Genomic DNA, 24,880 nt, shown 5'->3' on the forward strand with positions numbered 1-24,880 from the left:
CGCGACCGACCCGGCCAACGCAGGCGACACGCTCAAGCTGCTGGGCGGCTCCACGGCCACCGGCGTGGGCGTGCGCCTGATGGTCGAGGGCACGCCCGTGGCCCTCTCGCCCAACGAGGCCTTCCACAGCGGCGGCACCGAGCTGGCACTGCAGAACACCGCCGCCACCGCAGCCCTCAAACAGATCCCCTTCAGCGCACAGTACGTCCAGACCGGCTCGAGCGTCACCCCAGGGTCCGTTCAGGCGCGTTCGCTGGTCAATATCTCGTACAACTGACCATAGGAAACCTGGGCGTGGCCGCGCCGAGCCTGCCGCGCATCTGCGTCACAGCCGCAGCGACCAGGTTTCCCCGACCAGCTGCCTGCCGAAGCCCTCGTACGGCTCGGCCTTTTCGAGCGTGAAGCCGCGCGCAGCATAGATGTGCCTCGCGGCGGCCAGCACGCTGTTGGTCCACAGCACGATCTTGCGGTATCCCCTGGCGCGGGCATAGGCGATGCATTCGTCGGTCAGCCGGCCGCCGAGGCCGAGGCCGCGCGCGTTGGGCGCCAGCAGCAGCAGGCGCAGCTGCGCGGTGGTGGCCGACTTGCGTGCCAGGAAGACCGACCCGACGCGCTCGCCTTCGAGTTCGGCGATCCAGCACTTTTCCCAGTCGGGCTGGAACTTGCGCACGAACCGCGCAGCGATGTCGGCCACCAGCGCTTCGAAGTCCATGTTCCACCCGTACTCGCGCGCATACAGCTCGCCGTGCTGCTGCACCACCCAGCCGATGTCGCCCGGCACAGGGTCGCGCAGCACCACCGTGCGCGTCGCGGCAGCGGCGCCGGCCGCCGGCGGCGCCAGCAGCGTCTGCATGGTCTCCATGGCCTGCACCAGCCGCTGGCGTTCAGGCGCCGCCAGGTGGGCAAGCTGGGCGGCGGTCTGCTCGCGCGACTTCTGCTGCAGCGGCTCGAAGGTGTCGCGGCCGGCCGCCGTCAACGCCAGCACGCTTTGCCGGCCGTCGCCGGCGTGGGTGCTGCGCTGCACCCAGCCGCGCTGCTCGAAGCGGCCGATCAGGCGGCTGATGTAGCCGGCGTCCAGGCCCAGTTCGCGCACCAGGTCGTTGGCGACGAGGTCCTGGCGGTGCGCCAGTTCGTACAGCACCCGCACCTCGGTGAGCGACAGGGAACTGCCCAGGTACGGTTCGAGCACGCCGATCTCGCGGGTGTAGAAGCGGTTGAAGCGCCGCATGGCCTTGACCGCCGGATCGGCAGGGGCGGGCGGGGCGACGGCGGCGGGTTCGGCGACGATGGCATTCATGCTTGCCATTGTCATATAAAGTACTTGCCAAAAGCAAATAAATGGCTTGCCGGTGCTGGCCAGGAGGAATGGCCTTCACGGGACAAGGACGGTGCAAAACCTTAAAATCAGGGGTTGCCCATTCGCGGCGCGCGCCTTCGGTACCCGTGTCGTACCTCCTTGCCTGCAGTACCGGCGCGCCGCAGCCTTTCCCCTCATCCATGAACGCCCCGCTCGACGTCTCCTTCTTTGCACGCGACGCCAAGCCGCTGACCAGCTACCGAAAGTACTGGGCGGCGCGCTTCGGCACGGCAAAGTTCCTGCCCACCACGCGGGCCGAGATGGATGCGCTCGGCTGGGACAGCTGCGACGTCGTCATCATCAGCGGCGACGCCTACGTGGACCACCCCAGCTTCGGCATGGCGGTGATCGGCCGCATGCTGGAGGCGCAGGGCTTTCGGGTCGGCATCATCGCGCAGCCCGACTGGCACAGCGCCGAGCCGTTCAAGGCGCTGGGCAAGCCCAACCTGTTCTTCGGCGTGACCGCCGGCAACATGGATTCGATGATCAACCGGTACACGGCCGACCGGAAGATCCGCAGCGACGACGCCTACACGCCCGGCAACGTCGGCGGTGCGCGGCCCGACCGCGCCGCCGTCGTCTATTCGCAGCGCTGCCGCGAGGCCTGGAACGACGTGCCGATCGTGCTCGGCGGCATCGAGGGATCGCTGCGCCGTATCGCCCACTACGACTACTGGCAGGACAAGGTGCGCCGCTCGATCGTCGTCGATTCGAAATGCGACCTGCTGCTCTACGGCAACGCCGAGCGCGCCATCGTCGAGGTGGCGCACCGGCTGGCCGCGCGCGAGCCGGTGCATGCGATCACCGACGTGCGCGGCACCGCCTTCGTGCGGCGCGACACGCCCGGGGGCTGGTTCGAGATCGATTCGACCGACGTCGACGCACCCGGGCGCGTCGATGCGCACGTCAATCCGTACCTGCTGGTGTCGGAGCAGGCCCGCGCGGCCGGCGCCACTTGCGCGCGCGACGACGAGGCGCAGGCCGTGGCCGATGCGGCGAACGCGCAGCCGGGCGACAAGGCCCTTGCCGCCGGCATGGCGGTGCAGCCCCTGCAGTTCGTGCCCAACCCCGCGCTGCGCGGCAAGGGCACCCACAAGGTGCCACCGCGCGACCGCTCGGTGATCCGGCTGCCGTCGTTCGAGCAGGTGCGCGCCGACCCGGTGCTCTATGCGCACGCCAACCGCGTGCTGCATCTCGAGACCAATCCCGGCAACGCCCGTGCGCTGGTGCAGGCGCACGGCGAGGGCGTGACGGCGCGCGACGTGTGGATCACCCCGCCGCCGATCCCGCTCACCACGGCCGAGATGGACCACGTGTTCGACCTGCCGTACGCGCGCAGCCCGCATCCGCGCTATGCCGACGAGCAGGGCGGCCACGACGGGCAGACCAAGATCCCCGCCTGGGAGATGATCCGCTTCTCGGTGAACATCATGCGCGGCTGCTTCGGCGGCTGCACCTTCTGCTCGATCACCGAGCACGAAGGCCGCATCATCCAGAGCCGCTCCGAGGAGTCGATCATCCGAGAGGTCGAGGAGATCCGCGACAAGGTCAAGGGCTTCACCGGCACCATCTCCGACCTCGGCGGGCCGACCGCCAACATGTACCGCATCGGCTGCAAGTCGCCCGAGATCGAGGCGGCGTGCCGCAAGCCCAGCTGCGTCTATCCGGGCATCTGCCAGAACCTTGCCACCAGCCACGATCCCCTGATCAGGATCTACCGCCGGGCGCGCGCGCTCAAGGGCATCAAGAAGATCCTGATCGGCTCCGGCCTGCGCTACGACCTGGCGGTGCAAAGCCCCGAGTACGTCAAGGAACTGGTGCAGCACCACGTCGGCGGCTACCTCAAGATCGCGCCCGAGCACACCGAGCAGGGCCCGCTGACGAAGATGATGAAGCCGGGCATCGGCAGCTATGACAAGTTCAAGCGCATGTTCGAGAAGTACAGCGAGGAGGCCGGCAAGAAGCAATACCTCATTCCGTACTTCATCGCCGCGCACCCGGGCACCAGCGACGAGGACATGATGAACCTGGCGCTGTGGCTCAAGAAGAACGGCTTCCGGGCAGACCAGGTCCAGACCTTCTACCCGTCGCCCATGGCCACCGCCACGGCCATGTACCACAGCAACCGCAATCCGCTGCGCAAGATCACGCGCGACAGCGAATCGGTCGACATCGTCCGTGGCGAGCGTCGCCGGCGCCTGCACAAGGCCTTCCTGCGCTATCACGACGCCAACAACTGGCCGGTGCTGCGCGAGGCGCTCAAGGCCATGGGGCGTGCCGACCTGATCGGCAACGGCAAGCAGCACCTGATCCCGACCTGGCAGCCGCTGACCGACGGCAGCTACCAGAGTGCGCGCCGCAAGAACTCCAGTGTCGCGGCCGACGCGACCCGCGACAACAAGGCCACTGGCGCCCAGCCGCGCAAGGGCCGCCTGCTGACCCAGCACACCGGCTTGCCCCCGCGCGACACCGGCAGCGCACGAGGCCCGGCGCGCAAGCCGCCGCAAGGCAGCGGCACCGCAGCGCGCAGCACCGGCAAGCGCCGCTGAATCTCCTCCATGTGGAGGAGGGCCGGCGCGCTTTTCGCGGCGCATGCGCGCATTTAAGAATTTGTTCGTATTTTCCTAAGCGTTTCTTAAAGACGCGGCGACGGGCCCGTTCCTAGACTTCATCTCCATCGGCGAGCGCACGGGGCGCTTTGTCGATGCAGACGCCACTACACAGGCAGAAAGAAGTCGGAAGGACCCTCATGAAGCAAGATTCCCGCGAACTGGCCGAAGTCCGGAACGCCGCCACGCTCGCCGTCCCACGCGAGAACCTCTACGCCGGCATCCACAAGGCGCTGCGCGCGCTGCTGTCGGACACCCTCACGGCCGTGGGCCGCATGGATGCACACGATGCGCTGGAACTGGCGCAGACCATGCAGCGCATGCTGCAGATGCTCGACCTGATGCGCTCGCACCTGCAGCACGAGAACGCGTTCGTCCATCCCGCGATGGAGGCCTGCGCGCCGGGCTCCAGCGAAGCAATCGGCGAGGACCATGAAGGGCACGTCGCCGAGATCGAGGCCCTTGCCGGCCAGGGCCGCGCGCTGCTCGACACGGACGCCGCGCAACGCGACGCGGCCGCCCACGCGCTGTACCAGCGGCTTGCGCTTTTCGTCGCCCACAACTTCGAGCACATGCACGTCGAGGAAACCCGGCACAACGAAGTCCTGTGGGCGAACTACAGCGACGCTGAACTCATGGCCCTGCATGGTGCGCTGGTCGCTTCCATCGCACCCGAGGAGATGATGCAGGTCATGCGCTGGATGGTGCCGTTCATGAATCCCGGCGAGCGGGCGGGCCTGCTCGGCGGCATGCGGATGCATGCGCCGGCGCCGGCATTCGCGGCCGTGCTCGCGGTCGCCCGGCCGCACCTCGATGCGCGCGAATGGGAAAAGCTGGCCGCCGCGCTCGCGTTGGCCCCGGCCGCCTGAGCGGCTTCAGTGCGCCGGCTGCACGCGCAGGAACGGCGCCAGCGTGGGCGGCTCGAAGTGGCCGAGCGTCAGGAAGTTGCTCAACGGCGCCAGGTCGTCCGGCACGGTCTCGGCGGGCAACTGCTCCAGGTAGGGGCGGCACGCCAGTTCGCGTGCCTTCTGCCGCTGCAGGCGTTGCGCCACGGCCCGCTCGCAGCGCGCACGCAGCAGCGCGTGCACTTTCTGTTCGGCGGTGAGCAGGCGCTGCCGGGCTCGCGCCCACGCGGCAAAGTCGGGCGTGGTCGGCCAGGACTTGACCGGCTGCAACGCCCAGAAGTCCTTGCTGCGACGATTCAGGTCGATGTAGGCGAGCTTGTCGGCAACGTAGGCCGCCTCGTGCTCGCGTACGGCCTGGATGCATTCTTCGCGCAAAGAAGTCATCTGGAAATTCCTGTCTGGTACCGCCAAGGATAAATGTTTCAAGTCGCAACATCACGACAATTCAACGTATTCATCGCTTGTTAATAGACGCGGTGTTCAACTTAAATCCTTCGATTTAATTGAATTAATTCCTTAGGATTAGTTCTTCCGAAGCCCCTGCAAAAGGCTCGGGAATAGGCGCGATCGAAGGGGGCGCCGAAACGCCTCAGGCGGCGATTTCCGCGAGCTTGACGGGCCGTTCCACGCTGAGCCTGAAGCGCCCGCGGCCAGTCTTTTCTATCGCCAGCCCGGGCCGCGTTTCCTGCAGCCGACGCTGCAGCAGCACCAGGCGCGCCTCGAGGTTGTCGGCCACGTCCGGCAGGCCGATGGCAGGGTCCAGGCGCAACTCGCGGTTGCTGAATTCGCTGCGCCCTTCCTGCGTGTATTCGCGCAGCAGCTTCCAGAGAATGGCGCCGGCCACGCCCTTGATGAGGTAGTTCTGGTCGATGAAGATGCTGTCGTTGGCGTCGTAGTGCCGCACCAGCAGGGGCGGGCCGGCCGGCACGCGCGGCGGCGCGGGCGCCGCCTTTGCCGGCGCCGCGGTGTCGGCGTCCGGCCCGGCATCGGTCTGCTGCAGGAGTTCCAGCGTGGCACCCAACTGCCCGGCGGCGGCCACCAGCGCGTCCTCGTCGGCGAAGCCGAAGCGCAGGTCTTCTTCGCTTTCGACGAACAGCACGCCCAGCAGGCGGTTGGACGACAGCAGCGGCACCGCCAGCTGGCTGCGCGGCTGCGCCAGTCCCGGGAACGCGATGTCGGTCTGCAGGCACAGCCCGGGCTCGATCTCCTGCATGCTGGCCCTGACCGCGTGGCTGTAGCTGGCGGCGTGCGTCATGTGGCTGATGCGCACCGGCGTGCGCTCGCGCGCCGCCACGCCGATCACGCCGTGACCCATCTCGATCTCGGCGCCGATGCCCGACTGCGCATAGCCGCAACTGGCCACCGTGTACAGGCGCTGCGTGGCCGCGTCGTGCATCAGCACCATCGCATGGCGCACGTCCATCTGCTGGCCCAGTTCTGCCAACGCCGCCTGCAGTGCCTCATCGGTAGCGGTGCAGCGCGACAGCCGCTCGGCCATGCGGCGCAGGCCGGCCAGCCGGTCCAGCCGCGGCGCCGGCTCGGGCAGCCGTGCGCCCGGCACGCTGTCGATGCGCAGCACCTCGTAGACGTCCGAGCCCAGCAGGCGGAACACGTCGGCCATTCCGCTGTACGAGGCGATGCCCGCCAGCTGCGCCTTCATGCCTTCGAAAAGGGGCCCGCTCGTCTCGGTGCGCAGGTAGCGCAGGTGCAGCCGGTAGAAGCCGATGGTGATCGGATCCATCACCAGCACCGTGCCGAAGGGGTGGGCCAGGATGTTGGCCCGGGTCTTGTTGAAGAACTGGAACGACAGCGCCACGTGGCGCGCGTCGACGTAGTAGACCTGCGAGAGATACGCCACGTTCGGCGTGCCGTCCGCGGCGCAGGTGGCCATCATGGCCGGGATCGCGCCGTCGAAGCAGGCGCGGATCGACTGCAGCGTGGCGCCCGCGCTTTCGTCGGTCATGGCGCGGCGCCGGGCAACGGCGGCAAGGCGGCGCCTGCCTTCGGGCCGGGCGTCTGGTCGAACGCGGCTTCCGGCCGGAAGCTGATGGCCACCAGGTCGTCCAGCTCGAAGGCCAGCATGGTGCGCACCACCTGCGCCTTGTAGCCGATCGAGCAGATCTCCCACTCCATCGCCTGCATGTAGCGCGACAGCAGAGGCAGGTCGTCGGGGCCGGCGGGCCGGCCGGTGACGCCGTGCGCCTTGACCTGCACCGTGCGATGGGTGCTCGGCGAGCTGAACACGACCGCGATCCGGCCGCTGGACGCCATGTCCTGCAGCAATTGCCGCGACTGGCTGCGCGCCAGGAAGACGGTGATCTCGCCGCCGTCGGGCGTAATGCCGCTGCCCACCGCGCGCATCAAGCTGGGCCGCTGCGCCGCATCGCAGGAGGCCACGATGGTGGACACCCCCTTGTCGATCATGCCGACCAGTTCGGGCGTGAGCAGAGGTGGCGGTGGCATGTCGGGTCAGGCGGCGGCGTCGTCTTCTGCCGGCGGCAGGGTGTGCAGGGGAATGTCCCGGCTGCGCGCCAGCGCGTCGACTTCGGCGCGGGTGCGCCCGCCGAGGAAGGCGGCCACGGCGGCGTGGGTGGCCGCGTCGAACATGGGTTCGCGGCCCGGCTCGGCCGGCACGCCGGCGGCCTCGCACAGGCGCATGGCGAAATGCGGCTCCAGCGCCGCGATTGCCACGCGCCCGTCGGCGCAGGGATAGACGCGGTAGCCCGCATGTGCGCCGCCGACGGCGCCGCTCGGGCGGGTCAGGCCCCACGTGTGCGGCAGCGCCAGGTAGTCCGCGGCCTCGGACAGGGCCACCTGCAGGTGCACTCCGCGGCCGGTGGCGGCGCGCTGCAGCAGCGCCTGCAGCACCGCCTCGCTGGCCATGACCGAGCCGGCCATGTCGGCAAACAGCGAAGGCGGCAGCGCGAGGCCCGTGACCAGCCCGGACTCGGCCTGGTAGGTCAGGTCGTGCCCGGGCTCGTCGGCGCGCGCGCCGGGTGCGCCGACGATCTCGACCAGCGACAGGCGGGGGTGGCGTTCGCCCAGGGCTGCCCAGTCCACGCCGAGCTTCGCGGACGCGGAGGGACGGAACGAGGTCAGCAGCACGTCGGTGCCGGCCAGCAGTTCGTGCAGGCTGGCCTGGCCTTCGGGCGTCTTGAGGTTGGCGCGGACCACTTCGACGCCATCGTGCATCTCGGCATAGGCGCGCGGGTTGTAGCTGTGCATCGGGTCGCTGCCGGACATGCCGGCAGGGGCGGGCGCCTCCAGTTTGGTGCAGCGCGCGCCCATGCGGCGGCAGCGCATCAGCGCGGCCGGGCCGGGCAGGTTCAACGCCAGGCTCAGGACGTGGATGCCGGCCAGAACGCCGGGGCGGGAGTCGGGGGATGAGGAAGGCATCGGACGATTCTGCAGCCTTTGCACGCGCGCGGACTATGCAATCTCCGCGCCACGCTCGGCAAGCAGCTCGCGCAGGACCGAGCGGTGGCAATGCGACTCGTCCTCGCAATAGCAGCCGACCGACAAGGCCGCCTGGTGCGACAGGGCGGCCAGCAGGTCCAGGCTGTGGCTGGCGTCCGGCTCGCCCATCTCGCGGCGGTAGGCGCGCACGAAGGCCTTCCATTCAGCCGGCGTGGCGGCCGCCTGGGCCTGCTTGACGGCCTGTGCGGATGGCGCGAGGTTGGGGTACCAGACGTCGTAGTAGTCCTGGGCGGCGAACTGCGACTTGGGCACCCCGCGCGGCGGCCGGCGTACCGTGCCGATGCGCAGGCCTTCGCCTGGCGCGCGCGGGCTTCCCAGGCGGACGATTCGGATGGGCATGACGCTGCGTTTCCTGAGTCGATGATGCGGCGCGGGTCGCCTTGGTGATCCGGCGGCGCCGCGGGGGCGACGATACTCGCGATCCGCATTCGACAGGAGACCCGCCACCATGCCTACCGCCAATACCCGTATCGAACGAACGCAGCATGCCGACGGCGTGGTGGAGCTGCAGCTGGCCCGCCCGGAGAAGATGAACGCGCTCGACCCAGCCATGTTCGACGGGCTGATCGAGGCCGGGGAGCGGCTCAAGTCCGACGGCGACGTGCGCGCCGTGGTCATTTCCGGCCAGGGCAAGGCGTTCTGCGCGGGGCTCGACATGCAGTCGTTCGCACGCATGGCGGACGATGCCGCCGGCGCGGCCGGGCTGCTGGGAGAATCGACGCGCGCTGCCGACATCCTGGTGCGCACGCACGGCATGTCCAATGCCGCGCAGCAGGTCGCCATGGTCTGGCGCGACGTGCCGGTGCCGGTGATCGCGGCGGTGCACGGCGCGGCCTTCGGCGGCGGCCTGCAGGTGGCGCTGGGCGCCGACTTCCGCCTGTTGGCGCCGGACGCGCAGATGTCCGTCATGGAGATCAAGTGGGGCCTGGTGCCGGACATGGGCGGCATGGTGCTGATGCGCGGCCTGCTGCGCGACGACGTGATGCGCGAGCTGACCTTCAGCGGACGCATCGTCGGGGCCGAGGAGGCGGTGCGCATCGGCCTGGGCACCCGCGTGTCGCCCGACCCGCGGGCGGAGGCCTTGCAGATGGCCGCCGCGATCGCGCAGCGCAGCCCGGACGCCATCCGTGCCGGCAAGCGCCTTCTGGCCGCCGCGGCCAGCCTGGATGCCGCCGGCCTGCTGCTGCGCGAATCGGTCGAGCAGAAGGCGCTCATCGGCAGCCCCAACCAGGCCGAGGCGGTTCGCGCCAACATGGAAAAGCGCGCGCCACGGTTCGCACCGGCCGGCGCCGCGCCGCACTAGGACGGGACGGGGCGGGGCGGCATCGTGCCGGCGGTCCGGGCGCGGACTGCCTATGGCTTTTGGCCGGCCGTGTGTACTTCTGGCTGATATCGGCCCACGCGGCGCCCGGCGCAGACTTCGCGGCACCGGACGCGCTGGTGCGGCCGGATGCCAGCCGGTTGCCGGCCCAGAAAAAGGGAAGACTCTCCATGCCATGGGCACCGGCTCACCCGGGCGTCTACGTCGAGGAAGTGCGCCAGCCAGCGGACACGATCGAAGCCGCGCCGACAGCCGTCACCGCCTTCGTCGGCCGCGCCGCGCTGGGCCCGCTGAACCAGCCTGTCGCCCTGGGCGACTTCGCCGCCTTCGAGCTCCTGTTCGGGGGCCTGCATGTCGACTGCACCATGGCCTACGCGGTGCGCGATTTCTTCCGCAACGGCGGAACCCGTGCCGTGGTGTTGCGCCTCGCGCATGCCGACGCGCGGGCGGCCACCGTCACGCTCCCGTGCAATGGGCACCGCGTCGAATCGCTGGTGCTGCAGGCACGCAGCGCCGGCGCCTGGGGCCTGGGGCTGAGCGCCGCCATCGAGCACGAGCCCGGCCGCGCCGTACCGGGGCCCGGGCCGGCGCCATCCAGGCGCGGGCCGCGATTCGACCTGCACCTGCGCTGGCAACGCGCCGCCGGCGATGCCGTGGAGGAAGTGTTCCACGCAGTCTCGACCGCGCCTGGGGACGAGCGGTACCTGCCCGACGTACTGGCGCGCGAGTCCACGCTGGTGCAGGTGCGCGGGCGCATGCCGGCCCAGCGGCCGGCCAGCACCGTGCGCCGGCTGGACGGCCGCCGCGAGGTCGCCTGGCTGCGCGCCGACGCCGGCTCCGGATCCGACGGCGGCGCCCTGGAGGAGGCGGACCTGCTGGGCGACCCGGCCGCCGGGACCGGCCTGCATGCGCTGGCACGCGCGGGTACCGCGTTCAACCTGCTGTGCATCCCGCCGCCGGTGCGCGACGCCAACACCCTGCCATCGGACTACGCGCCGGTGCCGCTGCCCGTGCTGGAAGCCGCGCTCGCCCTGTGCGTGCAGCGGCGCGCGATTCTGCTGGTGGACCCCGATCCGCGCTGGAGCGCCTCCGCCGGGCGTTCGGTGGTGCGCACCATCGACAGCTGCGCGGCGCTGCGCTCGGGCGGCGCGCAGATGCGCAATGCGGCGCTCTACTTTCCCTGCCTGCGCCAGGTCGATCCGCTGCGCGAGGACCGCGTGGACACCTTCGTACCGAGCGGCGCGGTGGCGGGCGTCATTGCCCGCACCGATGCGCGCGTCGGGGTGTGGAAGGCGCCGGCCGGCATGGAGGCCGTGCTGGCCGGCGTGCAGGACCTGCAGATCGAGCTGGGCGACAGCGAGAGCGACAGGCTCGGCGAGGTCGGCGTGAACTGCCTGCGCATCCTGGGCGCCGGCGACCGGGTGATCTGGGGCGCGCGCACCCTGCGCGGCGCCGACGAACTGGCCGACGACTACAAATACCTGCCCGTGCGGCGACTGGCGCTGTTCCTGGAGCAGAGCATCGAGCAGGGCACGCGCTGGGCGACGCTGGAGCCCGGTGGCGAGGCGCTGTGGGCCCGGCTGCGCCAGGCCGTCGGCGCATTCATGCAGGACCTGTTCCGCCAGGGCGCGTTCCAGGGCGGCAGCGCGGCGGAAGCCTGGTTCGTGCGGTGCGATGCCACGACCATGACCCAGGCCGACATCGATGCCGGCAGGCTCGTCATCCTGGTGGGCTTCGCGCCCGTGAAGCCGGCCGAATTCGTGATCATCCGGATCGGCCTGCACGGGCGGCGCCCGGACGCCTGAGCCCGGGCCTTCAGCCCTTGGCGACCGGATGGTTCGCCATCAGCTCCAGCGCCTGGACCAGTGCCGAGTGGTCCTTGTCGCCCAGGCCGTTGGCGGCGCAGGCATTCATCAGTTGCGCGGCGCCGGAGGTCTGCGGCAGGGCCACGCCGAGTTCCTTCGCCCCCTGCAGCGCGAGATTCAGGTCCTTCTGGTGCAGCTTGATGCGGAAGCCCGGGTCGAAGGTGCGCTTGATCATCCGCTCGCCGTGCACCTCCAGGATGCGGCTGGAGGCAAAGCCGCCCATGAGCGCCTGGCGCACCTTGGCCGGATCGGCCCCGGCCTTGGAGGCGAACACCAGCGCCTCGCCCACGGCCGCGATGTTCAGCGCCACGATGATCTGGTTGGCGACCTTGGTCACCTGCCCGGCGCTGACGCCGCCGACCAGCGTGATGTTCTTGCCCATCTTTTCCAGCAGCGGGCGCACCCGCTCGAACACGTCCGGCTCGGCGCCGCACATGATGGTCAGGCTGGCCGCCTTGGCGCCCACTTCGCCGCCGGAGACGGGGGCATCGACGTAGTCCGCGCCGGCCTCGTTGATGCGGCGCGCGAATTCCTTGGTGGCAATCGGCGAGATGGAACTCATGTCCACCACCACCTTGCGCGGCCCGCCGGCGCCGGCGAGTCCGGCGGCCACGCCCTGGGCGCCGAACAGCACCGCCTCGACGTCCGGCGTGTCGGGCACCATGAGGAAGATCACCTCGGCCTGGCGGGCCACTTCCTCGGCGCTGGCGCAGGCCGTCGCGCCCGACTGGGCCACGACGTCCGGCACCTTGCTGCGCGTCTTGACGAACAGCTGGTGGCCGGCGTCGACCAGATGCATTGCCATGGGCGTGCCCATGATGCCGAGGCCAATAAAGCCGATGTTCATTCGGTTCTCCTTGTCGGGGGTTGGAGGTTGGTTCAGTAGCTGGCGCCGCCGGCCGCCGGCGCCGGCGTGGCGCGCATGCGTGCCAGGGCCTGCTGCGCGCCGGCCGCCATCAGGCGGGCGTCGGAGCCGACGGTGACGAAGCGAAAGCCCTTGGCCACGCGCGCGGTGGCCACTGCCGGATCGCCATTGTGGATGCCGGCCACCAGGCCGTGGGCGCGGGCGCGCTCGAGAATGTGGTCGATGGCCTGCTGCACGGGCGGGTCGCAGTCGTCGAACACCGGGCGGCAACCCAGCGCCAGCGACAGGTCGGACGGCCCGATGTAGACCGCGTCCAGGCCTTCCACCGACAGGATGTCGTCGAGGTTGTCCAATGCCTGCGCGGTCTCGATCATGGCGAAGGTCACGATGGTGTCGTTGGCATGCGCGGGATAGTCCGCGCCGCCGTAGAGCAGGGCGCGGATGGGGCCGAAGCTGCGCGTGCCGCGCGGGGCGTAGTGGGTCCAGGCGACCAGCTTCTGCGCGTCCTCGCGGGTGTTGACCATCGGGCAGATCACGCCGTAGGCGCCGGCGTCCAGCGTCTTCATGAGCACGCCGGGCTCGAGCCACGGCACGCGCACGATCGGCACCGTGGGCGTGGTGGAGATGGCCTGCAGCATGGTGACCATGGCCGGGTAGTCGATCACCCCGTGCTGCATGTCGATGGTGAGCGTGTCCCAGCCCTGATGGGCCATGGTCTCGGCCGAGAAGCTGTTGGGTATGGCCAGCCAGCCGTTCACGGCCGCCTGGTCGGCCTTCCACATTTCGCGCAATCGGTTCGCTCGCATGGACGTTTCTCCTGAGGGTGGAATGGCGATGATGCGCCGGTTCGGTTCAGCGCACGAAGGCGGGCCGCTTTGGGTCGAAGGTCCAGCCGGGCAGCAGGGCCTGCATGGCGATGGCGTCGTCGCGCGCCCCCAGGCCGTGCTGCTTGTACAACTGGTGCGCCTTCTCGACCTCGACCATGTCGAGCTCGACGCCCAGGCCCGGCTTGCCGGGCACCTGCACCATGCCGCCTTCGATGCGCAGCGGCTCCTTCGTCAGGCGCTGGCCGTCCTGCCAGATCCAGTGCGTGTCGATCGCCGTGACCTTGCCGGGCGCGGCGGCGCCCACGTGCGTGAACATGGCGAGCGACACGTCGAAATGGTTGTTCGAGTGCGAGCCCCAGGTCAGGCCCCAGTCGCGGCAGGTCTGCGCCACGCGCACCGAGCCGGCCATGGTCCAGAAGTGCGGATCGGCCAGCGGGATGTCGACCGACTGCAGCGACAGCGCATGCACCATCTGGCGCCAGTCGGTGGCGATCATGTTGGTGGCGGTGGGCAGGCCGGTGGCGCGGCGGAACTCGGCCATGACCTCGCGCCCCGAGAATCCATCTTCCGCTCCGCACGGGTCCTCGGCGTAGGCCACCACGCCGCGCATGCGCTGGCCCAGCCGGATCGCGTCCTTGAGCAGCCAGCCGCCGTTGGGGTCGAGCGTCACGCGTGCTTGCGGAAAGCGCTCGTGCAGCGCCACGACGGCGTCGACTTCCTCGTCGCCGCGCAGCACGCCGCCCTTGAGCTTGAAATCGTTGAAGCCGTAGCGCTCGCGCGCCGCCTCGGCCAGGCGCACGATGGCCTCGGGTGTCATGGCCTCTTCGTGGCGCAGGCGCGACCAGGCATTGTCGGCGCCGGGTTCGCTGGCGTAGGGCAGGTCGCTCTTGCTGCGGTCGCCCACGTAGAACAGGTAGCCGAGCATTTCCACCGCGTCGCGCTGCTGGCCTTCGCCGAGCAGGGCCGCCACCGGCACGTCCAGGTGCTGGCCGAGCAGGTCGAGCAGCGCGGACTCGATGGCGGTCACCGCATGGATGGCAGTGCGCAGGTCGAAGGTCTGCAGGCCGCGGCCGCCGGCGTCTCGGTCGGCGAAGGCGCGCTGCACCTGTTGGAGCACGCGCTGATGCGCCCCGATGGGCTGGCCCACCACCAGCGCGGCGGCGTCGTCGAGCGTCTGGCGGATCTTCTCTCCGCCGGGCACCTCGCCCACGCCGGTGCGGCCCGACGAATCGGTCAGCACGAGCAGGTTGCGGGTGAAGAACGGGGCGTGCGCGCCGCTGAGGTTCAGCAGCATGCTGTCGCGGCCGGCGACCGGGATGGCGCGCAGCGCCGTGATGACGGGCGTGGAGGTTGGCATGGGGGTTCTTGTCAGTTGGCCGTGATGTTGCCGGTCTCGATCACCTTTTTCCAGCGCTCGTACTCGCTTTTCTCGAAGGCGGCGAACTGCTCGGGCGTGTTGGCGACGATCTCGAAGCCCAGCGCGTCGAACTGCTTGCGCACCTCGGGCTGGTTGAGCGCGGCGACCATTGCGTCGTGCGCCTTCCTGCGCACGTCCGCCGGCAGGCCCTTGGGCGCGACGACTCCTTGCCAGGAATAGACGTCGACGCCCTTGACGCCGGCTTCGGCCATGGTGGGCACGTCCGGCAGCGCGGGCGAGCGCTTGTCGCCGGTGACGGCCAGGGCGCGCAGCTTGCCGGCCTTGACGTGTGTGATGACGGCGTTGATGTTCTGGAACGAGGCGTCCACCTGGCCACCCAGCAGGTCGGAGATGGCCGGCGCGCCGCCCTTGTAGGGCACGTGAACGCCGGTGGTGCCGGTCTGTTGCCAGAACAGCTCCACCGTCAGGTGGTCGCTCGAGCCGTTGCCGGACGAGGCGAAGGTCAGCTTGCCCGGGTTCTTCTTTTCCGCGGCGATGACGTCGGCCACGGTCTTGAAGGGCGAGGCTTCGGGCACGACGAGCAGGTTCGGCGCCTGCACGGCCACGGTGATGGTGTCGAAATCCTTGATCGGGTCGTACGGCAGGCCCTTGATCAGGTGCGGCGCGATGACCAGCGGCCCGAGGGACGTGACCAGGAACGTGGTGCCGTCCGGCGCGGCGCGCTTGACCATGGCCGCGCCGATGGTACCGGTGGCGCCGGCCTTGTTGTCCACCACGATGGTGGTGCCGAGCTTGGCGCCCACCTGGGTCGAGAGAGTGCGGGCCACCATGTCGGTGGAGCCGCCGGGCGGGAAGGGGACGAGCAGCGTGACCTGCTTGTCGGTCCAGGCCTGGGCGTTGGCCGCGACGGCGGCCACGCCGAGTGCGAAGGTGCACAGAAGTCGCTTCATGAAGGTCTCCTTGGGGGCCGCAGGCACGCGGCATTGAATGGGGGCCAGGTGCGGCTGGTAGCGCTACCAGGCACGCACGCATGGTAGCGCTACCGAATTGGGCGGAGATAGCGGGTTTACCCGGTCCTTGCGCGGCTCAGGTCGTCTGGCGCTCGATGATGGAAAAGCCGATGTCGACCACCGGCGGCCCCTCGGCGCGGCCATCCACCCGGTCCAGGATGAAGCGCGCGGCCTGGCGGCCGATCTCCGCGCCCTTGATGTGCACGGAAGTCAGGGCGGGGTGCACGTCGGCAGCGAATTCGAGGTCGCCGAAGCCGACGATGGCGAGCTGCCGCGGCACGTCGATGCCGCGTGCCTGCGCCTCGGTGAGCACGCCCAGGGCCAGCAGGTCGGAGCTGCAGAAGATCGCGTCGACCTGCGGCGCGCGCGCCAGCAGGCGGCCCAGGGCTTCGCGCCCGCTGCGCAGCGTCGTCGGGGCGGGCACCACCTCGGCCAGTGCGGGGTCGAGGCCGAGCGCCAGCGCCTCGCCCTGGAACGCCTGCAGCCGTCGCGCGGCCCGTTCGTCGTCGCCCACCACGATGCCCAGGCGCCGGCGCCCCTTGGCATGGAAGAACCCGGCCACCCGCCGGCCCACCTCGGGGTGTGAGAACCCGACCAGCATGTCGATGGGCGTGGGGGTCAGGTCCCAGGTCTCGACCACGGGAATACCGGAGGCCACGAGCAGCTTGCGGGCCGACGGCGAATGCATCACCCCGGTGACGACGATGCCGTCGGGGCGGCGGCCGATGATCGCCTCGAGCAGGGCGCCTTCGCGGTTGTCGGCGTAGCCCGTCTGTCCGAGCATCAGGTGATAGCCCGCGTCGGCCAGGGCCTGGGTCAGTGCCTCGATGGTCTGAAGGAACACCGGGCCGGCGATGGTAGGCACCACCGCCGCCACCAGCCGGCTGCGCGCCGACGCCAGCGCGCCGGCCATGCGATTGGGCACGTAGCCGGTGCGGGCAATGGCTTCCTGGACGCGCTTGAGGACGTCGGGCGACACCAGCGCCGGCGTATTGACTGCGCGCGACGCCGTGATCGGCGCGACGCCGGCCATGCGGGCGACGTCGTGAAGGGTGACGGCACCGCTGCCGCGACGGGCGCGCCGGGGGCGAAAGACTCCGTCGGACATGGCGTCGCATTGTAGAGAGTGCCGGAAAAACAGGAGACAGCGCTACCAGTGGCCAATGAACAACAGACCGGTTTGTTGTCTGCAACGTTTTGCTTAACAACTTGTGGTTGTTTGAAAGCTTAGGTATCCCGCATGTTCGCGCCATCGGCCATTCGGCCGATCCGAATGCGTAATTACGGTGCGTCCAGAGTGGCGTCGGGCGCGGTTGCGGTGCGCTTTTCGGACCATTTGAGCGCATCGGCGACCTCTACGATTCGTCACCTCCTTGTCAATTTCGGCCTCTTTAATGGAATTGCCGACGGGGTCCGCCACTCGCGCAGCGCAGTGGAAAGATGAATCCCTAAGCATTCAAAAGGTCGATTGGCATCGAAGTTGCCTTTGCCCGGTACCAAGAGAAAGTGAGGAGACATACGCCCCGGCTACGGTCGGTTACATGTGAATCGAATAGATCCTCGGGAGCTAATGAATGCTGTCTGGTTCTGCTACTGGCTTCCGTGAGTCCTCACTGCCAGCGCTCGGAAAGCTCAACCCTCTTCTGGGCCTGGTTCTGCGCACGGGCGATCTGGTCTTCTTCGTGGTCGCCGGCATCCTGGCCTATGCGGCGCGGTTCGGCACAGAGCAGCTGAGCCCCGAATATGCGCATGCGATCAGCCGCGGCGTGCTGTTCGCGTTGATCATCCTCAACGGCAGTTCTCTCTATCGCCACTGGCGCGGTCGCACGGTCGCGGCGGAACTGCTCAAGGTCCTCACCTTGTGGCCGTTCATGTTCTGCATGATGGCCGTGTATGCGCTGGCCATGCGCGACGGACAGGACACCTCGCGCCTGTGGTGGGCTTGCTGGATGCTGTTCAGCATCACGGGCTCGGTGCTTCTGCGCGCGGCGGTGCGTGCGCGGTGGACGCGGGCCGGGCAGGTGGACGTGCGCCAGTCGGTCGTCGTCGGCGCCAATCCCGAGGCGCAACGCCTGGTCGACGCGATCCGCAGCGACGACCTGTGCGGCATCAACGTGCGCGGCTGGTTCTCCACCCACGCGGATCGCGGCGAACTGACCGGCGCACCCATGCTGGGCCGGCTCGACAACCTGGCCGACTACGTCGAGTCGCGTCCGGTCGACCTGGTCTGGCTGGCATTGCCGATGCGCGACCAGGCGAAGATCTCGTTCGCCCTCAGCCAGCTCAGGCATTCGACGGCCGACATCAAGCTGGTGCCCGACCTGTTCGGCCTGCACCTGCTCAACCACTCGGTCGAGGAAGTGGCGGGCCTGCCGGTGATCACGCTGCAGCAGACGCCGCTGCAAGGCGCCGCGCGCCTGACCAAGGCGGTGGAGGATCGGCTGCTGTCGCTCGCGATCCTGCTGCTGATCTCGCCGCTGATGCTGGCGGTCGCCATCGCGGTCAAGCTCAGCTCGCCCGGGCCGGTGTTCTACCGGCAGGAGCGCGTGAGCTGGAACAACAAACGCTTCTGGATGTACAAGTTCCGCTCGATGCCGGTGGACGCGGAGCAGAAGTCCGGCGCCGTGTGGGCCAAGCCGGGCGAATCGCGATCGACGCGTGTCGGCGCCTTCCTGCGCAAGACCAGCCTCGACGAACTGCCCCAGTTCTTCAACGTCCTGATCGGCGACATGTCGATCGTCGGGCCGCGTCCCGAGCGGCCGGTGTTCGTGGAGCAGTTCAAGAACGAGATCCCGGACTACATGAAGAAACACATGGTCAAGGCTGGAATCACGGGTTGGGCGCAAGTCAACGGCTGGCGCGGCTCCACCGACCTGTCCAAGCGCATCGAGTGCGACATCTACTACATCGAGAACTGGTCGCTCGTCTTCGACCTGAAGATCATCGCGCTCACGCTGTTCAAGGGTTTCGTCAACAAGAACGCCTACTGACGCATCGCGTCGCAGGCAAGGGAAGGTATTTCCATGAAGGTTGCGTTGGTCCATTACTGGCTCGTCGGCATGCGCGGGGGCGAGAAGGTCCTCGAGGTGCTGTGCGACCTGTATCCGCAGGCGGACATCTTCACGCTGGTGTGCGATCCGGAGGCCATCTCGGAGAAGCTGCGGCGCCATCGCATCACCACATCGTTCCTTCAGAAGATCGGCGGCGTGCGGCACTACCAGAAGATGCTGCCCCTGATGCCCTATGCGCTCGAGTCGTTCGACCTGACCGGCTACGACCTGATCATCTCCAACGAGGCCGGCCCGGCCAAGGGTGTCATTCCGGCGCCGGGCGCCATGCACATCTGCTACTGCAACTCGCCGATGCGCTACATCTGGGACCTGTACCCGCAGTACCGGGCGGCGGCCGGGCCGCTGACGCGCGCGGTGATGTCGCTGACGGCGCCGTCGCTGCGCCAGTGGGACGTCAGCACCTCGCACCGGGTGGATCATTTCATTGCCAACTCGGCGTACGTCGCCCAGCGCATCGAGCGCTACTACCGCCGCTCGGCGCATGTCGTGCACCCGCCGGTGAACCTGCCACGCTTCGCCGCGGCAGAGCAGGCCGGCGACTACTACCTGTGCGCCGGCCAGATCACCCCCTACAAGAAGATCGAGATCGCGGTGGAGGCCTGCAGCCGCATGGGGCGGCGCCTGATCGTCATCGGCAGCGGTGCCAGCCCCGCGCTGCAGCGCCTTGCCGGCCCGACGGTGGAGTTTCTCGGCCGGGTCGACGACAAGACCATGGCGCACCACTTCGCGCATTGCAAGGCGTTGCTGTTCCCCGGCGTGGAGGACTTCGGCATCGTGCCGCTGGAGGTGATGGCCAGCGGCCGGCCCGTGATCGCCTTCGCCAAGGGCGGCGCGCTGGAGACCGTGGTCGACGGCAGCACCGGGCTGTTCTTCAACGACCAGTCCGCCGAAGGCCTGATGGAGGCGATCGAGCGCTTCGAGGCGGCCAAGGAGCCGATCCGTCCGGATGTGCTGCAGGCCCACGCGCGCACGTTCGACACGGCGGTGTTCCGGTCGCGAATGGCCGAACTCATCGACTCGCTGGTCGCGGGCAACGAGCAGATGGTCGCCTGAGCGGCGCAGCAGCATGGAAGCCATCCCCATCGCATTGTTCTGGAGCATCGCCCTGTGGTGCATGTTCCAGCGCAAGCATGCGTTGCTGTACCTGTTCTTCGCGTCCATGCCGTTCGGCTCGTTCGCCGTCATTCCCACGCAGATCACCGGCGGGCTGACGCTGACGCCGACGCCCATCGTCGCCGTGCTGCTGATCGCCCGCCACGTGCTCGGCGCGGGCGGCCTGACCTGGACCGTCGATGCGGCGCTCAAGGCCTCCGGGCTCCTCACGCTGTTCCTGTTCTGGGTGGTGGCCGGCGTCACCACCTTGTTCATGCCGCGCTTCTTCGCCGGCGCGGTGACCATCGTGCCGGTGCGGGCAGGGGCCTTGTCCGACACCGCGCCGCTGGTGCCCACCACGCAGAACCTTTCGCAACTCGTGTACGTCAGCATCTCGGTGCTGGCGGTGTTCACCTTCGCGCGCCTGCTGCGCCCGGCGGACATGCGCCGGCACGCGCTGGCGGCCCTGTGCCTCGGGGCGGCGATGACGGTGTTCACGGGCGCGGTGGACCTGGCGTCGCAGCACCTGCCGATCGGGCCGATGCTGGAGCTCTTCCGCACCGCCAGCTACGCGTTGCTGACCGACGTGGAGATACTCGACGCCAAGCGCGTGGTCGGGCTGATGCCGGAGGCCTCGTCCTTCGGCAGCCTGGCGCTGGGGTTCCTCGCCGTGCTCTATTTCTTCCGTCGCGCCATGCCGCGCGGCCGCATGCGGCAGACCGTCGTGCCGGGTCTGATGGCCCTGCTGGTCGCCATGGTGTTCCTGTCGACCTCGTCGGCTGCCTACCTGGGCTTCGGCCTGCTCGGTGCGGCCGCGGTAGCCGACTGGTGCTGGCGCATGGCCGGCACGAGCCCGCGCCACCCGCTGCGCCGCGGCCTGGCGACCGAGTTCTGGCTCGGCGCGGCCGCCATCTGCGTCGTCGCGCTCATCGTCATGGCGGCGCCGCGCCTGCTCAACCCGGTGCGCGAGATGTTCGACATGATGGTGCTGCAGAAGTCCAACAGCGATTCGTTCGAGGAGCGCAACATGTGGACCCGCGTGTCGCTGCAGGCGCTACTGGCCACCGACGGGCTCGGCGTCGGGCTTGGCAGCACGCGTTCGTCCAACTTCGTGGTGGCGCTGGCCAGCAGCGCGGGCGTGCTGGGCGCGGCGTGCTATTTCCTGTTCGTGCTCCAGTGCCTGGCGCTGCGGCGGCCGACGGTGGGCGACGTGCAGGGGCAGGCATTGCTGTCGGCCATCCGCTGGTCGTACCTGCCGGCGTTCTTCACCAGCCTGACGATCGGCACGACGCCGGATTTCGGGCTGTTCAACGCATTCTTCTACGGCTTTGCCGTGGCGATCACGCACAAGGGTGTGCAGCGCGCGGCGGTGCAGGCCGGCGTGAGCAGCAGGCGCGCCCTGCCGGTAAGGAGCGCGCATGCCCAGACCTGAGTCGCCGAGCCTTGCCAGCCGGGCGGTCGGCGCCGGCGCCTGGACCGTCGGTTCGCGCCTGACCGCCAAGCTGATCGACCTGGCCATGCTGCTGTGCCTTGCCCGCTTCCTCGGGCCGGCCGAGTTCGGCCTGGTGGCCATGGCCATGGCGGCAGTCTTCATCATCGAGGCGCTGTTCGACCTGCCCATGGCCGCGGCCCTGATCCGGGTACCGGAACTGACGGCCGACATGCTGCACACGGCCTTCACGCTGAGCCTGCTGCGGGGCCTGCTGGTGGCGCTGCTGCTGATCGGGGCGGCGTGGCCGCTGGCGGCTTTCAACGACGAGCCGCGTTTGGTCTCCTTGCTGGCCGTGCTGGCGCTGGCGCCGGCGATGCGAGGCCTGGTCAGCCCGCGCATGGTGGAGTTTGCGCGGGCCTTCAACTTCCGCCCCGACGCGGTGACGGAACTGTCGGGCAAGGCAGTCGCGTTCGTGGTTTCGGTTTCCATCGCGGCGACGACGCGCAGCTACTGGGCGATCGCCGCGGCCACCGTCTGCGCGCCGCTTGTGGCGACGCTGATGTCCTATGTCATGGCGCCGCTGCGGCCGCGGCTGACGCTCGCGCGGTGGCACTACTTCTCGAGCCTGATCGGCTGGAACTTCGTGTCGCAGCTGTGCGCGGCGCTCAACTGGCAGATCGACCGCCTGCTGCTGCCGCGCTTCACGACCGCGCCGGCGTTCGGCCAGTACGCCATGGGCAAGCAGGTGTCGGAAATCCCGATGCAGGCCTTGCTCCAGCCCCTGAGCCGCCCGGCCATGCCGGCGCTTGCGTCGGCCGGCGCCGCGCGTGCGTCGCGCTACCTGCAGTTCTCGCATGCCATCTCGCTGGTGATGGCGCCGGTCCTCGGGCTGCTGCTGCTGTGGCCGGAGGTGATGGTGCGCGTGGCGCTCGGCCCGGCCTGGCACGAGGCCGCCCAATGGCTGCGCTGGATCAGCGCGGTGGCCTTGCTGTCGCTGCCCACCGTGCTGATGGGCGCATTGGCCATGACGCTCGACCGCACGCGCTGGGTCGCCGTCCGGACGCTGATCGAACTGCTGGTCCGGGCGCCGCTCGTCTGGCTCGGCGCCGCGCAGTTCGGCATTCCCGGTGCCATCGCGGGCAGTGCGGTGGCCACGCTGGCGGGCATGGTCAGCACGCTGTTCATCGTGCGTCGCCTGATCGCCGTCAGCCTTGCGGCGCAGCTCATGACGCTGCTGCGGCCCTTGCTGGCGACCTTGCCGGCCGGCGCCTTGTTGTGGCTGACCAAGCCCGTGGTGATGGCCGCGCCCGGCCTGGTCGGGCTGCTGGCATGGAGCGTGTTCATCGGGCTGCTCTACCTGCTGCTGTTCGCGCTGTCGGCCTGGGTCGCCTGGCACCTGGCCGGCCGCCCGGCGGGCCTCGAGCAGCATGTCTTCGACAAGGTCCGCGCACGCTTCGCGCGGACCCGCGCCGAGGCGCGAACGCGGCCCCCGGGCCGCGCGATGGGAACCCATGCAAAGTAATCCGATCGATTCTCCGCCGAGCGCGGCATCCGGCCGCGGCCTGGTCATCAACGGCAAGTTCCTGCAACCGTCGACCAGTCGCTCGGGCGTCTATCGCGTCGCGCGCGAACTGCTGGTCGCGCTGGACAGCGTGCTGGCCAACAACCCGGCGCTGGCCGCCGCCATGCCGTGCCGCGTGATCATTCCGAGCGCGCCGGATCCAGGACTGCGCCTGTCGCATATCCAGATCGAGACCGACGAACTGGCGCCCGGCGTCGGCCAGTTGCGCCGGCGCCTCAGGGGCGTTCTCTGGGAACAGTTCGCGCTGCCCCGGCTGGCCCGGGGCGACACGCTCGTGAGCCTGTGCAACATCGGCCCCATGGGCTATGGCAACGCCTTCACGCTGGTCCACGATGCGCAGGTCTACAGCAGCCCCGAGTCCTACTCGCGCGCCTTCCGCAGCTGGTACCAGCTGGTGCTGCCGCGGCTTGGCAGGCGCAACAGGTCGCTGCTGACGGTGTCGGATTTCTCGCGGCGGCAGCTGGCGCACTTCGGCGTGGCCGACGCCCGGCGCATCCAGGTGATCCACAACGGGTGCGACCACGTGCTGCGGCTCACGCCGGACGCGGGGACGGTGGAATCGGCCGGGCTGTCGGGCAAGCGTTATGTGCTGGCACTGGCCAACACGCAGCCGCACAAGAACGTTCAGGTGCTGTTGAAGGCGTTCCAGTCGGAGGCGCTGCGCGGCGTCACGCTGGCGCTGTTCGGGCCCGCCCGGCGCGAAGACTTCGAGCGCCAGGGCCATGCGGTTCCGCCCAACGTCGCGTTTCTTGGCTTCGTCAGCGACGAGGAGCTGGCAGGCTTGTTGGGGCAGGCGAGCGCGCTGGCTTTTCCGTCCACGACCGAGGGGTTCGGCCTGCCGCCGCTGGAGGCGATGCTGCTCGGCTGTCCGACCATCGCCGCGCCCTGTGGTGCGCTGCCCGAGGTCTGCGGCGACGCCGTGCTGTGGGCCGATTCGCAGGACGCTGCGCAGTGGCAGCGCCAGATCCTCCGGCTGTGCGACGACGACGCCCTGCGCCAGGACATGCAGCGGCGCGGGCGCGCGCATGCCGCGCAATTCACGTGGGAGCGGGCCGCGCGCCGCCTGCTCGACACCGTGCTGGGCGAGCCGCTGGCCGAGGCGGCCGAGCCGGCCGGACGGGCCGGGGCCGCAGCGCCGGTGCTCCGCGACGCACCGCAACCGATTCATCACAGTGGCCTAACGGCCGGGTATCCATCCATGCAGCTGAAGATTGCCGTTGCCATTGCCACCGCAGGCCGCCGCGACGTGCTGGCGGACACCATTCGCTTCCTGGCCCGGCAGACGCGCCAGGCCGACGAGCTGCTGATCTGCCCGGCCCGGCCCGAGGACCTGGACCCCGCCTGCCTGGAGGGCTTTCCGTGCCCGACGCGCGTGGTGTCCGGCCCGATCGGATTGCCGGCGCAGCGCAATGCGCTGATCGACGCCACGCAGGCGGACCTCGTCGTTTTCTTCGACGACGACTTCCTGCCGGCCGACGATTTCCTCGAAGAGGCCGAGCGCCTGTTCCTCGGACGCCCGGAAGTGCTCGTGGCCACGGGCCAGGTTCTGGCGGACGGGATCCTCGGCCCCGGGCTGGCATACGAGCAAGGCGTCGAGCTGCTGGCAAATGCCGGGCGCGGTTCCCAGCCGCCGTCGCTGACGCCGACCTACAACGCGTACGGATGCAACATGGCGATCCGCATGGCGCCGGTGCGCCAGCACAAGTACCGCTTCGACGAACGGCTGCCGCTGTACGCCTGGTTGGAGGACGTGGACTTCTGCCGACAACTGGCCCCGCACGGGCGCATCGTCAAGTACACGAGCCTCCGGGGCGTGCACCTGGGCACGAAGTCCGGCCGCAGCCCGGGCAAGCGCCTGGGCTACTCGCAGGTGGCCAACCGCATCTACATCATGCGCAAGGGCCACATGTCGGCCTGGCAGGCGCTCGACGGCAACCTGAGGAACGTGACGGCGAACCTCCTGCGCAGCCTGCGGCCGGAGCCCTGGGTCGACCGGCGCGGGCGGCTGGCCGGCAACATGCTTGCACTGTGGGACTGGGCCCGGGGCCGCGTGGACCCCGAGCGGATCCTGCGCTTCTGACAGGTGGCT

21 protein-coding genes are annotated in these 24,880 nt (G+C 69.4%); 10 read left to right on the plus strand and 11 right to left on the minus strand.

Features of this window, described 5'->3' with window-relative positions; all coding sequences use genetic code 11:
* Nucleotides 1-277 (plus strand): fimbrial protein (locus VES41_RS20260; protein WP_324820763.1); only part of this gene is annotated, 277 nt, incomplete at its 5' end.
* Between the two features lie 48 nt (nucleotides 278-325).
* On the opposite strand, the gene VES41_RS20265 is transcribed toward VES41_RS20260, so the two are convergent.
* Nucleotides 326-1,297, minus strand: a complete 972-nt coding sequence (locus VES41_RS20265) for a bifunctional helix-turn-helix transcriptional regulator/GNAT family N-acetyltransferase (protein ID WP_324820765.1) — start codon at nucleotides 1,295-1,297, stop codon at nucleotides 326-328.
* Between the two features lie 200 nt (nucleotides 1,298-1,497).
* Here VES41_RS20265 and VES41_RS20270 point away from each other — a divergent pair, with 200 nt between their 5' ends.
* The gene (locus VES41_RS20270) at nucleotides 1,498-3,906 is read left to right on the plus strand and encodes a YgiQ family radical SAM protein (RefSeq protein WP_324820767.1); all 2,409 of its coding nucleotides are present in this window, start codon (nucleotides 1,498-1,500) and stop codon (nucleotides 3,904-3,906) included.
* 200 nt (nucleotides 3,907-4,106) lie between these two features.
* Nucleotides 4,107-4,835, plus strand: a complete 729-nt coding sequence (locus tag VES41_RS20275; protein WP_324820769.1) for a hemerythrin domain-containing protein — start codon at nucleotides 4,107-4,109, stop codon at nucleotides 4,833-4,835.
* A gap of 6 nt (nucleotides 4,836-4,841) precedes the next feature.
* On the opposite strand, the gene VES41_RS20280 is transcribed toward VES41_RS20275, so the two are convergent.
* The 5 genes from VES41_RS20280 to VES41_RS20300 all read right to left on the minus strand — a co-directional run bounded on the left by VES41_RS20280 (nucleotide 4,842) and on the right by VES41_RS20300 (nucleotide 8,687).
* On the minus strand, nucleotides 4,842-5,255 hold the full coding sequence (locus tag VES41_RS20280) for a hypothetical protein (protein WP_324820771.1): 414 nt from the start codon (nucleotides 5,253-5,255) through the stop codon (nucleotides 4,842-4,844).
* Between the two features lie 205 nt (nucleotides 5,256-5,460).
* Nucleotides 5,461-6,834 carry a GAF domain-containing protein gene (locus VES41_RS20285; protein WP_324820773.1) on the minus strand — a complete coding sequence of 458 codons (1,374 nt, stop codon included), beginning with the start codon at nucleotides 6,832-6,834 and terminating at the stop codon, nucleotides 5,461-5,463.
* Entirely contained in the window at nucleotides 6,831-7,334 is a 504-nt protein-coding gene (locus VES41_RS20290; RefSeq protein ID WP_324820777.1) for a hypothetical protein, read from the minus strand. Before VES41_RS20290 ends, VES41_RS20285 begins: the two co-directional genes overlap by 4 nt.
* A 6-nt stretch (nucleotides 7,335-7,340) precedes the next feature.
* Nucleotides 7,341-8,267, minus strand: a complete 927-nt coding sequence (locus VES41_RS20295) for a CoA transferase (RefSeq protein WP_324820779.1) — start codon at nucleotides 8,265-8,267, stop codon at nucleotides 7,341-7,343.
* A 33-nt stretch (nucleotides 8,268-8,300) separates the two neighbouring features.
* Complete coding sequence (locus tag VES41_RS20300; protein ID WP_324820781.1) at nucleotides 8,301-8,687, minus strand: DUF488 domain-containing protein; 387 nt, start codon at nucleotides 8,685-8,687, stop codon at nucleotides 8,301-8,303.
* A 109-nt stretch (nucleotides 8,688-8,796) separates the two neighbouring features.
* On the opposite strand from VES41_RS20300, the gene VES41_RS20305 reads away from it, so the two are divergent.
* The gene (locus tag VES41_RS20305) at nucleotides 8,797-9,651 is read left to right on the plus strand and encodes a crotonase/enoyl-CoA hydratase family protein (RefSeq protein WP_324820784.1); all 855 of its coding nucleotides are present in this window, start codon (nucleotides 8,797-8,799) and stop codon (nucleotides 9,649-9,651) included.
* 188 nt (nucleotides 9,652-9,839) lie between these two features.
* Complete coding sequence (locus VES41_RS20310) at nucleotides 9,840-11,474, plus strand: phage tail sheath family protein (RefSeq protein ID WP_324820786.1); 1,635 nt, start codon at nucleotides 9,840-9,842, stop codon at nucleotides 11,472-11,474.
* 10 nt (nucleotides 11,475-11,484) lie between these two features.
* Here VES41_RS20310 and VES41_RS20315 read toward each other — a convergent pair whose 3' ends face one another.
* The 5 genes from VES41_RS20315 to VES41_RS20335 all read right to left on the minus strand — a co-directional run bounded on the left by VES41_RS20315 (nucleotide 11,485) and on the right by VES41_RS20335 (nucleotide 16,722).
* Entirely contained in the window at nucleotides 11,485-12,381 is an 897-nt protein-coding gene (locus tag VES41_RS20315; protein ID WP_324820788.1) for a 2-hydroxy-3-oxopropionate reductase, read from the minus strand.
* Between the two features lie 32 nt (nucleotides 12,382-12,413).
* Nucleotides 12,414-13,205 (minus strand): HpcH/HpaI aldolase family protein, encoded by a 792-nt coding sequence (locus VES41_RS20320; protein ID WP_324820790.1) that lies wholly within the window; start codon nucleotides 13,203-13,205, stop codon nucleotides 12,414-12,416.
* A gap of 46 nt (nucleotides 13,206-13,251) precedes the next feature.
* Nucleotides 13,252-14,583 (minus strand): glucarate dehydratase, encoded by a 1,332-nt coding sequence (gene gudD, locus VES41_RS20325; RefSeq protein ID WP_324820793.1) that lies wholly within the window; start codon nucleotides 14,581-14,583, stop codon nucleotides 13,252-13,254.
* An 11-nt stretch (nucleotides 14,584-14,594) separates the two neighbouring features.
* The gene (locus VES41_RS20330; protein ID WP_324820795.1) at nucleotides 14,595-15,554 is read right to left on the minus strand and encodes a tripartite tricarboxylate transporter substrate binding protein; all 960 of its coding nucleotides are present in this window, start codon (nucleotides 15,552-15,554) and stop codon (nucleotides 14,595-14,597) included.
* A 136-nt stretch (nucleotides 15,555-15,690) separates the two neighbouring features.
* Nucleotides 15,691-16,722: a LacI family DNA-binding transcriptional regulator gene (locus tag VES41_RS20335; protein WP_324820798.1), complete on the minus strand. Its 1,032-nt coding sequence runs from the start codon at nucleotides 16,720-16,722 to the stop codon at nucleotides 15,691-15,693.
* A gap of 466 nt (nucleotides 16,723-17,188) precedes the next feature.
* Here VES41_RS20335 and VES41_RS20340 point away from each other — a divergent pair, with 466 nt between their 5' ends.
* Genes VES41_RS20340 through VES41_RS20360 form a run of 5 tightly spaced genes read left to right on the plus strand, consistent with a single transcriptional unit; the run spans nucleotide 17,189 to nucleotide 24,871 of the window.
* Nucleotides 17,189-18,604 (plus strand): undecaprenyl-phosphate glucose phosphotransferase, encoded by a 1,416-nt coding sequence (locus tag VES41_RS20340; protein ID WP_324820800.1) that lies wholly within the window; start codon nucleotides 17,189-17,191, stop codon nucleotides 18,602-18,604.
* A gap of 33 nt (nucleotides 18,605-18,637) precedes the next feature.
* Complete coding sequence (locus VES41_RS20345; protein ID WP_324820803.1) at nucleotides 18,638-19,738, plus strand: glycosyltransferase; 1,101 nt, start codon at nucleotides 18,638-18,640, stop codon at nucleotides 19,736-19,738.
* A gap of 13 nt (nucleotides 19,739-19,751) precedes the next feature.
* Entirely contained in the window at nucleotides 19,752-21,209 is a 1,458-nt protein-coding gene (locus tag VES41_RS20350; protein WP_324820805.1) for a hypothetical protein, read from the plus strand.
* Entirely contained in the window at nucleotides 21,196-22,731 is a 1,536-nt protein-coding gene (locus tag VES41_RS20355; RefSeq protein ID WP_324820807.1) for an oligosaccharide flippase family protein, read from the plus strand. Before VES41_RS20350 ends, VES41_RS20355 begins: the two co-directional genes overlap by 14 nt.
* Nucleotides 22,721-24,871, plus strand: a complete 2,151-nt coding sequence (locus VES41_RS20360) for a glycosyltransferase (protein WP_324820810.1) — start codon at nucleotides 22,721-22,723, stop codon at nucleotides 24,869-24,871. The genes VES41_RS20355 and VES41_RS20360 overlap by 11 nt, the downstream gene beginning before the upstream one ends.
* Nucleotides 24,872-24,880: the final 9 nt, after the last annotated feature.

The organism is Variovorax sp. (assembly GCF_035634955.1).
GTDB lineage: Bacteria > Pseudomonadota > Gammaproteobacteria > Burkholderiales > Burkholderiaceae_C > Variovorax.

Coding starts and splice junctions, on each gene's coding strand:
- VES41_RS20265 (WP_324820765.1), bottom strand. CDS start 1,297: ATGAATGCCATCGTCGCCGAACCCGCCGCCGTCGCCCCGCCCGCCCCT.
- VES41_RS20270 (WP_324820767.1), top strand. CDS start 1,498: ATGAACGCCCCGCTCGACGTCTCCTTCTTTGCACGCGACGCCAAGCCG.
- VES41_RS20275 (WP_324820769.1), top strand. CDS start 4,107: ATGAAGCAAGATTCCCGCGAACTGGCCGAAGTCCGGAACGCCGCCACG.
- VES41_RS20280 (WP_324820771.1), bottom strand. CDS start 5,255: ATGACTTCTTTGCGCGAAGAATGCATCCAGGCCGTACGCGAGCACGAG.
- VES41_RS20285 (WP_324820773.1), bottom strand. CDS start 6,834: ATGACCGACGAAAGCGCGGGCGCCACGCTGCAGTCGATCCGCGCCTGC.
- VES41_RS20290 (WP_324820777.1), bottom strand. CDS start 7,334: ATGCCACCGCCACCTCTGCTCACGCCCGAACTGGTCGGCATGATCGAC.
- VES41_RS20295 (WP_324820779.1), bottom strand. CDS start 8,267: ATGCCTTCCTCATCCCCCGACTCCCGCCCCGGCGTTCTGGCCGGCATC.
- VES41_RS20300 (WP_324820781.1), bottom strand. CDS start 8,687: ATGCCCATCCGAATCGTCCGCCTGGGAAGCCCGCGCGCGCCAGGCGAA.
- VES41_RS20305 (WP_324820784.1), top strand. CDS start 8,797: ATGCCTACCGCCAATACCCGTATCGAACGAACGCAGCATGCCGACGGC.
- VES41_RS20310 (WP_324820786.1), top strand. CDS start 9,840: ATGCCATGGGCACCGGCTCACCCGGGCGTCTACGTCGAGGAAGTGCGC.
- VES41_RS20315 (WP_324820788.1), bottom strand. CDS start 12,381: ATGAACATCGGCTTTATTGGCCTCGGCATCATGGGCACGCCCATGGCA.
- VES41_RS20320 (WP_324820790.1), bottom strand. CDS start 13,205: ATGCGAGCGAACCGATTGCGCGAAATGTGGAAGGCCGACCAGGCGGCC.
- gudD (WP_324820793.1), bottom strand. CDS start 14,583: ATGCCAACCTCCACGCCCGTCATCACGGCGCTGCGCGCCATCCCGGTC.
- VES41_RS20330 (WP_324820795.1), bottom strand. CDS start 15,554: ATGAAGCGACTTCTGTGCACCTTCGCACTCGGCGTGGCCGCCGTCGCG.
- VES41_RS20335 (WP_324820798.1), bottom strand. CDS start 16,722: ATGTCCGACGGAGTCTTTCGCCCCCGGCGCGCCCGTCGCGGCAGCGGT.
- VES41_RS20340 (WP_324820800.1), top strand. CDS start 17,189: ATGCTGTCTGGTTCTGCTACTGGCTTCCGTGAGTCCTCACTGCCAGCG.
- VES41_RS20345 (WP_324820803.1), top strand. CDS start 18,638: ATGAAGGTTGCGTTGGTCCATTACTGGCTCGTCGGCATGCGCGGGGGC.
- VES41_RS20350 (WP_324820805.1), top strand. CDS start 19,752: ATGGAAGCCATCCCCATCGCATTGTTCTGGAGCATCGCCCTGTGGTGC.
- VES41_RS20355 (WP_324820807.1), top strand. CDS start 21,196: ATGCCCAGACCTGAGTCGCCGAGCCTTGCCAGCCGGGCGGTCGGCGCC.
- VES41_RS20360 (WP_324820810.1), top strand. CDS start 22,721: ATGCAAAGTAATCCGATCGATTCTCCGCCGAGCGCGGCATCCGGCCGC.